Genomic DNA, 11727 nt, shown 5'->3' with positions numbered 1-11727 from the left:
GCGTGTGATCTGGGGGCCGAACTTGGCGATCCAACGACGAACTGTCTCGTATGATACGTCGATTCCACGCTCAAGCAGCATTTCCTCAACTTCACGCAGACTAAGGTTGAACCGCAGATAAAGCCACACCGCATGAGCAATAATCTGTGGCGGAAAACGGTGACGCTTGAAGATGATATCTGATGTCTGCATCGCCAAAATTTACGCCCAAACCGTCAGGCAGGCAACTGTAGCCCAGTTAACGTGACAACACCATCGGCGCAGTTCGCATGGTTTATGGGAGCACGAGATTTATCGACAGTCCCCGTCGAACCGGGATATACCTAAAATACCACCCGGCCGCATCAAGCGCATGGCGCAGGCACTTTGCTTCGCTGCATAATGTACAAAGTCGAGCTTAGATTAGACCACAATGTCAATTCCGGACGCATGTGCCAGCGCGCTGTTCCAGAATTTCCACAGCCTGATCAAGCCGGCCGATACCCGCCAGCCCACCCTGATCCGCAAAGTTTGCCGCAGCCGTCATCTTCGGTCCCATAGATCCGGCAGGAAGATCGAGTACGCGTGCCTCGTCGGGGGCCAGCGAGGCGATCGCTGCTTCGGTCGGGGTGCCGAAATCGCGATAGACCGCGTCCACATCGGTCAAAAGCAGAAGGGCATCGGCATCCAGTTGCTGCGCGAGTAGCGCACTGGCGGCGTCCTTGTCGATCACCGCCTCGATGCCGCTCATGCATCCATCACGCTGCCGAAGCACCGGAATGCCACCACCTCCGGTGCAGATCACGATCACTTCCCGGTCCAGCAAGAGCTGTAGCACACGAATGTCGGGGATCTCTTTCGGCATAGGCGAGGGCACGACACGGCGCCACTTGTCGCCATCCGGCGCGATGGTCCAGCCGAAGGCCTTGGCGCGAGCCTCGGCTTCGGCGCGCTCATAGACCGGGCCGATGAACTTAGTGGGCTTATGAAAGGCTGGGTCGTCCGCGTCCACGATCACTTGGGTCAGGAGCGTGGCGACAGGCCGCCTGTGGCCCAGTGCGTTCTCCAACTCCTGTTCGATCATGTAGCCGATCATGCCGCCAGTCTCGGCCCCGAGTACATCCAGTGGATAGGCTTCGTCGGGCTTGTAGGCCGCACCCTGAAGCGCCAGTAGTCCGACCTGCGGACCGTTCCCGTGCGTGATGACCAGCCGGTGCCCCGCCTCGACGAGGCGGGCCAGCGCACGCGCGGCCTGGCGGACATTGGCCCGCTGGTTGTCCGCAGTAAGAGGCTCCCCGCGCCTGAGAAGCGCATTCCCGCCAAGTGCAGCCACGACTAACATACTCAGCCCCCTAGAGTGGCGACCAGAACCGCCTTGATCGTGTGCAGCCGGTTCTCGGCCTGATCGAAGACGATTGAGGCCGGGCTTTCAAAGACCTCCTCGGTTACTTCCATACAGTCGAGGCCGAACTCGTCCTTGATCTGTTGGCCGACCGTCGTTTCGGTGTTGTGGAACGCGGGCAAGCAATGCATGAACCTGGTGCGCGGGTTGCCGGTCTTCTTCATCACATCGGCGTTGACCTGATAGGGCATGAGCAGTGCGATGCGGTCGGCCCACTTCTCCTTGGCTTCGCCCATCGAAAGCCAGACATCTGTATAGACGAAATCCGCGCCCTTTACGCCTTCGTCGATGGAATCGGTCAAAGTGATCCGCGCGCCAGTGTCATTGGCGACCGCCTTTGCATAGTCCTGGATCTCTGTCGTGGGCCAGAGCGTGCGGGGTGCGCAAAGTCGCACATCCATGCCCATCTTGGCACCGCCGATCAGCAGGCTGTCACCCATGTTGTTGCGCGCATCGCCGAGGAAGCAATAAGCCACCTCGCGCAATGGCTTTTCGGCATGTTCCTGCATAGTCAGGAAATCCGCAAGAATCTGGGTTGGATGGAACTCGTCAGTCAATCCGTTGTACACCGGCACGCCGGACCATTGCGCCAGAGTCTGCACGACCTCCTGTCCGAAACCACGGTACTCAATCGCATCATAGACACGACCCAGAACGCGGGCTGTGTCCTTGACTGTCTCCTTATGGCCCATGTGGTTTCCGGACGGGCCCAGATAGGTCACGGTCGCACCCTGATCATGCGCCGCCACCTCGAAGCCGACGCGGGTGCGGGTACTGTCCTTCTCAAAGATCAGTGCGATCTCCTTGCCTCTGAGCGTCGGAACCTCGGTCCCCGTGTACTTCGCAGTCTTGAGGTCGGCGGAGAGCTTGAGAAGGTAGCCGATCTCCTGTGGCGTAAAATCCCGCAGGGTTAGAAAATGACGGTTCTTCAGATTAAAAGCCATTCTATATCTCCTCAAACTGCATCGCGTATGGTCGGGCAGGACATGCAATGGCTACCGCCGCGGCCACGGCCCAATTCGGCGCCAGGGATGGCACGGACATCGATGCCTGCTGCCTTTAGCGCCGCGTTGGTGTCGTCGTTGCGATCGTATCCAATGACCACGCCAGGACGCAGGCACAGAACGTTGTTGCCGTCATTCCACTGCTCGCGCTTGCGTTCCTCTTCGGTGTTGCCGCCGGTGGGCACCAGTTCCAGCGACTTGTAGCCCAGAACCTCTGCCACGATCTCGAAAATCGCACGCGGATCGTGGCGGAATTCCACCGGCGCCCCGCCCTTGCCGGGGCGTATGTCGTAACAGACCAGCTCATCGGCCACTTCCTTGAAGGTCGTCACCACGTTGCCGCCGCAAAGGGTGAAGATCGTGTCAAGATGCATCGCGGAGCGCGACTTCGGGATGGCGAAAGCCAGAACCCGCTGGGCAGCTCCTTTTTTGAACAGCGAAACCGCCAATTGCCCGATGCCTTGCGGCGAGGACCGTTCGCCCATGCCCACCAGCACGGTACCATTGCCGACCGGCATGATGTCGCCGCCTTCGACGGTCGACAGCCCGTGATCGATTGCTGGATCTCCGAAATAGATCTCCGCCTTGCCGACGAACTTCGGATGATACTTGTAGATCGCGGTATTCAGCAACGTTTCGGGCCGGCGCGCTGGCCAGTGCATCGGGTTGACGGACACGCCGCCATAAATCCAGGCCGAGTTGTCGCGGGTAAAAAGCGCGTTGGGCAACGGTGGCAGAATCAGGCCCTGATGACCCAGATAAGCGCCGAACAGGCCATGCGGCTTGAACGGCAGGTCGCCGGTCGCCAATCCGCCCAGCAGGTATTCGGCCAGCTTGATGCCGGGCAGTTCCTCCATCCAGGCACGGAGATCCGACAGCATACCGACGCCGACCTGATCACGGTTGATGCGGTGATCCAGGACATATTTGCGGCCTTCTGCCACATCAAGTGTTTCGGCCAAAAGGTCGTTCACGTCCAGCACCTCTACACCCTCGTCGCGCATGACGGATGCGAAGGCGTCGTGATCCTTTTGTGCCTGCTTGACCCAGAAGACATCGTCGAACAGCAGTTCCTGGCAATTGTCGGGGGTCAGGCGGCGATGGGCAAGGCCGGGGCGGCACACGATGACCTGATGCAGCTTGCCGGTTTCAGAGTGGACGCCGAGAGAACGATCAGACATGGCATTTCCTTTCACTTACAGAATTGCACCGAGGGTGAGTACGACCGAGATGAACGCCAACAGGATAAGCATCAGTGGCCAGATGAAGACGATCCAACGGTCGTAAGACACCCGGCCGATGGCGAGACCGCCGATCACCACTGCGAAGGTGGGGTTGATCAGATTCACCAGGCCGTTAGCTGACTGAAAGGCCGTCACCACAAGATCGCGGCCGACACCTGCAAAGTCGGCAAGCGGTGCCAGAATCGGCATCGACAGCACGGCCAGCCCCGACGAGGATGGCACGAAAAAACTCATTCCGATCTCGATCCAGAGCATCAGGTTGATGAAGGCCAGTTCGCCCAGCCCTCCCAGCGTTTGCTCGGCGCTATGCAGAATAGTGTCGGCAATCCGCCCATGGTCCATGATGACGACGATGCCGCGGGCGAGACCGATCACAAGCGCCACGCCGAGGAGGTCACGCGCACCGTCCACGAAATTGCCGGTAAGCTTTTTCTCGCCCATCCGCGCCACCAGCCCGATAACGACGGCCGATCCGAGAAACAATGCTCCCATTTGCGCCATCCACCAGCCCTGGCCGGCAACGCCCCAGATCATCACCGCGAAGGTCATGGCGAAGATGACAAGGACGAGCTTCTGCGTGCCGGTCAAGGCGGTATCGACATCCTTGCCGGCCTTGCCCTGCAAGAACACTTTGCGATGCGATTCGGCCTGCCCGGCCACGACCGAGCGTGAGGGGTCGGCCTTGATTCGATGCGCATAGCGCATGACATAGGCCGCGCAGATCACCAGTCCACCCAGCAGGATCACCAGGCGAAGGGTCATTCCTTCGGTGAATGCGACACCGGCCGCATTGGAGGCGATGACCGTGGCGAAAGGGTTGATGGTCGAGCCCAGCACGCCGATCCCTGCGCCGATCAGGATGATGGCCACGCCTGTCACCGCGTCATAGCCTGCCGCAATCACTACCGGGATGAGGATTGCATAAAAGGCCAGCGTTTCCTCGGCCATGCCGTAGGTCGTGCCGCCCAGCGCGAAGAGGGACATCATGATCGGGATCATCCAGATCTCGCGTCCCTTCATTGCCGACATCGCCGTCCTGATCCCGGTGTCGATCGCTCCGGTGGCGTTCACCACGCCCAGAAACCCGCCGAGAAACAGCACGAAAAGCGCGACGTCGATAGCGTTCGCCGCATTGCTGCCGGGATCGTAGAAACCCGCAACAGGCGCAAGCATCACATCGATGAAGCCCTGCGGGTTCCGCTCGACCTCGCGGTAGGTCCCCACGACGGCTACTTCGCGACCGACTTCCTCGTTCATCACGCGGTCATACTGGCCGGCTGGAATGATCCAGGTCAGAGCAGCGACGAAGACGATAAGAAGAAAAAGGATCGTATATGCTGTCGGAAATCGAGACGATAGCTCTTGCGTCGGATCGTTATTTTGCGTCGGTTCTTCGATCATAGGCAGTTCCTTCCGGTATGTCTTCCAGCACTATTTGCCTAGAACGAAGTTTTTCGTCTACGCTGTCCTCGTCACTGTCAACGCCGCACTCAATGCGCGCATTGATCTCGATCAATTCGGGTCTGACTTTGATGTGGTAGTCCCACAGGCGCACATCGTGCCACTGTCCCATCGCACAGAAGTTTGTCGGGCACCGTAACCTTAACCTACGGCCGGATGCGTGTTGATCTATGATGTAGGGGCCGGAACAAGATTTGCTTAAAATCGTACGCGGCCCTTATCAACCAAAGACAGCTACGGATGATTTGATGATGATGCCACCATCCGGGCTTCTACGCATCTGACGACCGGTGACAGCGCCGAATACTTGCAGCAATTGCAGTGCCGGCGGCACTCGCGACCAGAGGGTTTTCATGCTTTCCTTACCATTTCGGCTTTTCCGCACAGCTTGGCCAACAACAATGCGCTGGGACCAACGGAAGCCGATCTCATGGAAATATAGATCGGCAAGTTCCGGGCTGATGTGATGAAAAACACCTGCGATGGTTCGGCGGACCCGAGCGTTTGTCCGACATCAGCGCCTTTGAGACAAAACTGGTTTAATTAAGAAGAGAGGATTTTCGGCTCATCATAGCTTTATCAAAGGACGCAAAGATGAGACAGAAACCCGTTCCCCAATCGTCACGCTCACGGGTCACGCGATGTAAAGCGATGGCAACCTGCAACGCGATGACATCTACATCAGCCACACGACTGTCAGCAGGAGCGTGAAACTCTTCCTCGGCTTCCCAGCCTTCACTGAACGCCTCAGCCGGATAAACGGTTACGATGGCCTCATTGCCCTCGGATAGCGATTGGGCGAGCGTGGCTAGGAGGTGTGAAGCGATAGCGTGATGACCGTATCTTGTCGCTAGATCAAAGGCATTACAGCCGTCAGTATCGCAAATTGAAACATCTGCGCCTTCGTGCAGGAGAAGTTTACAGATACTCAGCCGGCCATTCAAAGCGGCTATCATCAACGGAGTACGCCCGGAAGTATCCTTGCCATTAACCGGAGCTTTTCGACGAAGATGGAGCAATATTGATGCTTCTTCGCCCTTTACTAACGCCAGACGAAACAAGGGAGAAATGCCAACGGAGGACGATTCTGGACCGATCAAACCGATCACGGCAGATGCCCAATCCAACTAGTTGATACCGCCTGATGCACCTAATTTTCCCCAATATGTCCCCTAAATAATCTCTACATTTGATTAAATAAAAAGCAACCCTTGCGCGAGAAACAAACAAGATGATTGTCCTTGCAAGGTTCGGACAAATGTTCCGCCAATGCAGATACTTTGTATCAACCCCAGAAAATTTCTTCATCACTTTATAAAACGCTCTGCTTGAGCAGCACCACAACTATGTGGGGATACCCCTTCCTATTCTGGTATATAGAAGCCGTCATCGGACCAGCTTCAGAAATTCCCCGATGTTCATCAGCCATTCCTGCTGATCGGTATGATAGGTGGTGTGAATGCTTTCTGGCAGGACCAGACGCAAGGACTGTGCCTGCATCTCACTGGTCTGGGTTCTGGAGATTGATGGCTCAAGGGTCAGCAGATGTTTCTCTGAAATCCTGTTTGCTTCAGCGAGCACCTGTCGCCAGCGGTCTTTACAGGTCGTCTTGACTGCCAGCATGCGAAGGTTTCCTGCGGGGAAGGCGGGATTGGCATAGGACGCTTCATCGGGAAACAGAAAATCTGCTGCGTTGCGTTTCTCGGTGGTTGCTTCACGCTTGTAAGCAACCTTGTGTGCTTTCAACACGGCTTCCACATGATGAGCGAAAGCATAGCCAGCGCGTGACTTGCGCCGGTTCTGAACACTCAATGAAAACGACAGAAAGCCATCGACATCTGCATCACCCTCGTGCAGGAAACCTGCTTTCAGCCGCTCGGCCACGACAACGCGCTCCATGTGGCGGAAGAGCGCTTCCTCATGCTCCATCCATGCGGTCAGCGCACTGTCAGGATCTGCAAGCGGATCGACACCTTTGAGTGTTTTACGGGCGAATTCTGAAAACTTAGCTGTTCCGGGAAATATGTTGCCAAAGCGGGTAATCAGCAGACTGAGCGCATCCGGTTCGGGTTCTTCGGTTTCAATGCCAAGCTCATCAAGAATAAACTTTGCGGCCAGATCGATGTCACGGCCGCCATCGTTGCTAATATCCTGCTGTGAGAGTTTGAAATCCGTGGTGAGCTGCAATCCGAACAGCCACAGAAGCTTCTGCTCGATCGAGCTTCCTGACGGACACAGGATTGCCAGAACTTTGCGCTTCGCTGTCATACAGAGGAAGAGTGTGTCGCCAGCTGTCGCGCGGTAGACAACACTTTCTGCGGCTGCCGGGTAAAAGAGACGATATTCCGGTGAGCGATGCTTTTGTCTCTTACGGCTGTTGTACCACGTGCCGGTCAGTTCCAGTCGCAGTGGTTCGTCCTGCTCGTCATCCATCCAGATATAGGTGAGGGGGATTTTTTCTTTCTCATCCGGCGTGCCAACAAAGGCCCGGAAAATATCGACCCCCTGAAACTCATGCCCGTTAGAGACAGTCGGATCAACTTCGGTACCGCGAAGAACCTTTGCGCCAGCGCCTATAAAATACCCCGATAAGTAACCCCGTCCAGCCACGTTCAGTCCGCCCCAATTATCCGTTTAAATCTGCACGCCGCGAATCTGTAATTCCCTGTCGTCAGTCAAAAGCCACCGGCCAAGAGTGTCAATCACTTCCCCGGAGGATCTGCGGGTCTTTCCCTTCAGCGCACATTCCCAGATGAGCGCAATACGCCAACCAGCATTTCTCAGTTCTGTATGATTGCGCTCATCACGGGCGATATTGCCACCAATCTTTTCACGCCAGAACTCTTTGCGTGTGGCAGGCCAGTGAAACAGATGGCAATCATGCCCATGCCAGAAACATCCGTTGATGAATATGACTGCGTGATATTTTGCCAGCACCAGATCGGGCTTTCCGGGAAGTTCTTTTGCATGCAGGCGGTAGCGGAACCCGCTGGCATGCAATCCTTTGCGGATGATCAGTTCCGGCTTTGTATTGGTAGCGCGTATCGCAGCCATATTGCGGCTGCGCGTCGCTTTGTCATGAACATCAGCCAACCTTACGTGCCGGTATTCTGCCTTGCGCAATAAGATCGAGAATATATGGCTGCATAATCCGTGCAACCTCGGCAAAGACCGGAACAGCGACCGAGTTGCCGAACTGCTTATAGGCCTGTGTGTCAGACACAGGTATGCGGAAATCATCATCATATCCCATAAGCCGCGCACATTCACGCGGTGTCAGGCGGCGCGGGCTTTTGCCTTTACCACGGTTGATGAGAATTTCTGATCCATCCTTATAGTAGCGGGCTGAAAGCGTGCGTGCGATGTTTTCTGGGCCAACAAGACCAAATCCAAAGCCATTGCCCTTCGCTTTGTGCTTGGCAGCGTAGTTCTGCAGATATTGCCAGAGTTTGTCTGTGAGGATGTACTTTTTATTGACCTCGGCAGAGGCGCCTACTGTGAACTCCCCTTCCGGCTTTTCGCTGCCATCTTCCGGATGCAGGATTGAATTAAGCCGCTTTGCACCATAGGCAGGCAGTTCAAGCGCATCAAAGCTGAAATTGACCGGTGTACGAAAGCCAACGATGACTATGCGCTCCCTGTGCTGTGGCACAAAATGCCCTGCATCGATCACGCAGGTATGGATTGAATAGCCAAGCTCTTCTTCAAGCTTACGCCGGATCACGCTGAATGTCCGGCCTTTATCGTGGCTTTTCAGGTTCTTCACATTCTCCAGAAGAAATGCTGACGGACGATGATGCTTGAGAATACGCAGAACATCAAAAAACAACGTGCCCTGTGTTTCATCGTCAAACCCGTGCGCGCGGCCCAGAGCATTTTTCTTGGAAACGCCCGCAATCGAAAAAGGCTGACAGGGAAAGCCTGCGACAAGCACATCATGGTCGGGCACCTCATCAGCTGACACTTCCCGTATATCACCAGCAATGGGCCGGTTATCACGGTAATTGGCGTGGTAGGTCTTCTGGGCATACTTGTCCCATTCGGATGTGAATACACAGCGCCCGCCAGCACTTTCCATAGCGCGCCGTAATCCACCAATACCTGCAAAGAGATCGATGAAGGTGAACGAACTATCGCCCGATGGCTGACTACGTTTTTCCGCTTCACTGCGTAAAACATTCACAACCGCTTTTCGTGGGGTTTCCTCGCCGCGCCTCCAGCGGTAAATGTGGCCTTCAGAATAGCCCAGAATCTCTGCAGCGTCTGCAACTGACAGCCCGGATTGCTGAAGAAGACTGTCGAATTCGGTCTGCATGTTCGTGCTCCGCTGAGGCTATTACCTGGGAATATTTCTGACATGAAGTCAGCAAATCACCCTGATTATGCGAACATAAAGAAAACTTTCTCTTAATGCCATCATCTGTATTGAGAAACTATGTGGATATCGGTGTGCATCTGTCGTTTGCAGCGTGACGAAAAATCAAAGCTGGTAAATCGCGTTATCGCACCCGTAATCCGACGCCGCCTCAGTGAGACCGGACATCGCTTCAATAAGTTAAATGTGATCTTTGTCGATTAAATATTTAATATTTACAATCGTTTCGATATAAACAATCCTGTGACGAGCACATAAATGTCTGACGGTGTTTAATCAATGTGCAAAAAGAAATGTTGAATGAAAGTTGAAATGATGAAAACAAGCAAAATTTGTAAAATTATATCTTTGAATGTATTGATATTATCTTCTTTGTACTCGAATGCTTTTGCTAGTTATGGTTTTTATGTTGGAAAAAATCTGACTGAAGACGGATCTGTATTGATTGGTGGTACAGGTGAGGAAGTTTCCGGACATTGGTTGACTGTTGTGCCAGCTAAAAAGCATCCCAAAGGTGCGACAATGTCTGTAGGAGCAACTGATAAGGCCTATATGCCAGGCAAACTCATTGAAATTCCTCAGGTTCCTGAAACTTTCAAATACATAAACATGAATTATAGCGATTTTGAAGGCTTTCCAGCACCGCTGACCAATGGTGGTTTGAACGAGTACGGCGTTGCAGTGCGGGATATCTGGTCGAACTCGCGCGACGAACTGGTTGAAATGACACCAAATCCGCAAACGGGTCCACAATACAGCGATCTGGCCCGCATTGCTTTGGAGCGTGCTAAAACGGCGCGTGAAGCCGTCGAGATTATCGGCGATCTTATCAATAAGCATGGTTATACCACCTACGGCGGTAACTCGCATCTGATTGCCGATAAGAATGAAGGTTGGGTAGTACTGCAATTCGCAGGCAGCAAAGGCTTATGGGTCGCTGAACGCTTAGGTCCAGATGATGTGCGCGTTTCATATCCTGGCTATATTGGCGATATTCCAGCCGACATAACTGACAACGAAGACTATATGGCATCACCAAATTTCTATGATTTCGCCATCGAGCAGGGTTGGTGGAAACGTGATGGCGATAAACCGTTTAATGTGCATGCCGTCTATAGCGAACAAGACCGCCCGATGCGAACCGGTCAAAAGCACTGGACAATTGAAACCGTGGAAAAAGAACTCCACGATATGGCGCCGGTCACACTGAAAAAAATGATGAAACTGGTCCGTGATCCGCGTGTATCAACTGAGCGTTCCGGTTACGGTGAAGTCGCTCAGCTGCGTGATACATCGCATTCAGGTTTGAATCTGCTATGGGTTGCACCAACAGGTTCTGTCACCGCGCCGTTTGTACCCTATCATATCGGGATCGATAAGGTCATCCCTGAGTATGGCATTCACCGATACCTGTTCCGAGATGCTGGTTCCACATTCCTGAACGCTGAATACCAGTCGCAGGAAGCCACACAGTTTGCTGGACGGCTGTTTAAGCGGCTTATGTATCATGCGTGCGCAAATCCAGAAACATTTATGCCTGAAATAACTCAAGCCCTTGAGGCCTTCGAAGCTAAGCAAATTGATGACATTCCTGAAGTTCAGGCGACAGCTGACATCCTTTACACAGCGGAAAAGCCCGAGCTGGCTTCTAAATATTTGACGGATTTCAGCGTCCGTCAGTCAGAACGAGCATTAGATCTTGGTGAAGCATTGCTTGCGTCAATCGAAGCGCGTTCGAAACTCCTCTACGGCATTGAAACCGCTGAAGGCACAGCTATCAATGCCGAAGGTACTGACATGCCATGCCGTAAAAAGTAAACTCCACCAACCGAAAAATGCTGATGCACGGGCCTTTTTGACGGTTCGTGCATTCTTAGCTTCACTCTCAAAGATCAACACGTACTATTAAACGTAGACGCATAATTTGGATTCCAGAACGATCGTAAAGCCGGCCTAAATAAAGGTTCCAAATGACCAGGATTTCCTTAGTTCAGTATAGAGATACTTTCATGGCGTTTTTTGCGGTATCTTAAAAGGATTTTCAGGAAGCCATAACCAGTTCTGTGCGGGCGTTGAGCTGCGGATGCCAGTATTCGGAGGGGTGTTGTCACGTTAAGTTTCTCTGGCCGGAAAGACCAGGGGCTCGTAGATATTCAGGCGAAACAGGCCGCAATTTTCCATGCATCGAAAGCTTCGAGGCGATGGTAGCGAATTGTGTGTGCGGCTCGGCGACGAGATGGAACAGAGAAACAATTGCGCGTC

General features: G+C 54.0%; 9 protein-coding genes and 3 pseudogenes. 1 reads left to right on the top strand and 11 read right to left on the bottom strand.

What is annotated here, in order from left to right; genetic code table 11:
* From OPR82_RS22130 to dcm, 10 genes and pseudogenes are all read right to left on the bottom strand, one after another.
* Positions 1–192, bottom strand: a pseudogene (locus tag OPR82_RS22130) (IS6 family transposase); the annotation flags it as partial.
* Between the two features lie 223 nt (positions 193–415).
* On the bottom strand, positions 416–1321 hold the full coding sequence (gene arcC, locus OPR82_RS22125) for a carbamate kinase (RefSeq protein ID WP_109989838.1): 906 nt from the start codon (positions 1319–1321) through the stop codon (positions 416–418).
* A 2-nt stretch (positions 1322–1323) separates the two neighbouring features.
* Positions 1324–2325 (bottom strand): ornithine carbamoyltransferase, encoded by a 1002-nt coding sequence (gene argF, locus OPR82_RS22120; RefSeq protein WP_109989839.1) that lies wholly within the window; start codon positions 2323–2325, stop codon positions 1324–1326.
* Between the two features lie 11 nt (positions 2326–2336).
* Positions 2337–3566 (bottom strand): arginine deiminase, encoded by a 1230-nt coding sequence (locus OPR82_RS22115; protein WP_109989840.1) that lies wholly within the window; start codon positions 3564–3566, stop codon positions 2337–2339.
* A gap of 15 nt (positions 3567–3581) precedes the next feature.
* Positions 3582–5030: a YfcC family protein gene (locus OPR82_RS22110; protein ID WP_109989841.1), complete on the bottom strand. Its 1449-nt coding sequence runs from the start codon at positions 5028–5030 to the stop codon at positions 3582–3584.
* A gap of 280 nt (positions 5031–5310) precedes the next feature.
* Positions 5311–5595, bottom strand: a pseudogene (locus OPR82_RS22105) (IS1595 family transposase); the annotation flags it as partial.
* 34 nt (positions 5596–5629) lie between these two features.
* On the bottom strand, positions 5630–6199 hold the full coding sequence (locus OPR82_RS22100) for an ankyrin repeat domain-containing protein (protein ID WP_210205229.1): 570 nt from the start codon (positions 6197–6199) through the stop codon (positions 5630–5632).
* A gap of 277 nt (positions 6200–6476) precedes the next feature.
* Positions 6477–7700, bottom strand: coding sequence for a type II restriction endonuclease (locus tag OPR82_RS22095; RefSeq protein ID WP_109989843.1), 1224 nt, complete (start codon positions 7698–7700; stop codon positions 6477–6479).
* Between the two features lie 24 nt (positions 7701–7724).
* The gene (locus OPR82_RS22090) at positions 7725–8144 is read right to left on the bottom strand and encodes a very short patch repair endonuclease (protein ID WP_247998007.1); all 420 of its coding nucleotides are present in this window, start codon (positions 8142–8144) and stop codon (positions 7725–7727) included.
* Between the two features lie 31 nt (positions 8145–8175).
* Entirely contained in the window at positions 8176–9405 is a 1230-nt protein-coding gene (gene dcm, locus OPR82_RS22085) for a DNA (cytosine-5-)-methyltransferase (RefSeq protein WP_265987134.1), read from the bottom strand.
* Positions 9406–9765: 360 nt separating this feature from the next.
* Here dcm and OPR82_RS22080 point away from each other — a divergent pair, with 360 nt between their 5' ends.
* Positions 9766–11283: a C69 family dipeptidase gene (locus tag OPR82_RS22080; RefSeq protein ID WP_109989846.1), complete on the top strand. Its 1518-nt coding sequence runs from the start codon at positions 9766–9768 to the stop codon at positions 11281–11283.
* 335 nt (positions 11284–11618) lie between these two features.
* On the opposite strand, the pseudogene OPR82_RS22890 reads toward OPR82_RS22080, so the two are convergent.
* Positions 11619–11727: pseudogene (locus OPR82_RS22890) on the bottom strand (IS6 family transposase); the annotation flags it as partial.

It is taken from the genome of Ochrobactrum chromiisoli (assembly GCF_026241335.1).
GTDB lineage: Bacteria > Pseudomonadota > Alphaproteobacteria > Rhizobiales > Rhizobiaceae > Brucella > Brucella chromiisoli.
Note: the sequence above shows the minus strand (reverse complement) of the source record. Positions and strands in the feature narration are given on the sequence as shown.

Excerpts from the sequence above, each read along its gene's own strand:
- OPR82_RS22115 (WP_109989840.1), bottom strand. The coding sequence starts at position 3,566 with ATGTCTGATCGTTCTCTCGGCGTCCACTCTGAAACCGGCAAGCTGCAT.
- arcC (WP_109989838.1), bottom strand. The coding sequence starts at position 1,321 with ATGTTAGTCGTGGCTGCACTTGGCGGGAATGCGCTTCTCAGGCGCGGG.
- dcm (WP_265987134.1), bottom strand. The coding sequence starts at position 9,405 with ATGCAGACCGAATTCGACAGTCTTCTTCAGCAATCCGGGCTGTCAGTT.
- OPR82_RS22080 (WP_109989846.1), top strand. The coding sequence starts at position 9,766 with ATGAAAGTTGAAATGATGAAAACAAGCAAAATTTGTAAAATTATATCT.
- OPR82_RS22090 (WP_247998007.1), bottom strand. The coding sequence starts at position 8,144 with ATGGCTGCGATACGCGCTACCAATACAAAGCCGGAACTGATCATCCGC.
- argF (WP_109989839.1), bottom strand. The coding sequence starts at position 2,325 with ATGGCTTTTAATCTGAAGAACCGTCATTTTCTAACCCTGCGGGATTTT.
- OPR82_RS22110 (WP_109989841.1), bottom strand. The coding sequence starts at position 5,030 with ATGATCGAAGAACCGACGCAAAATAACGATCCGACGCAAGAGCTATCG.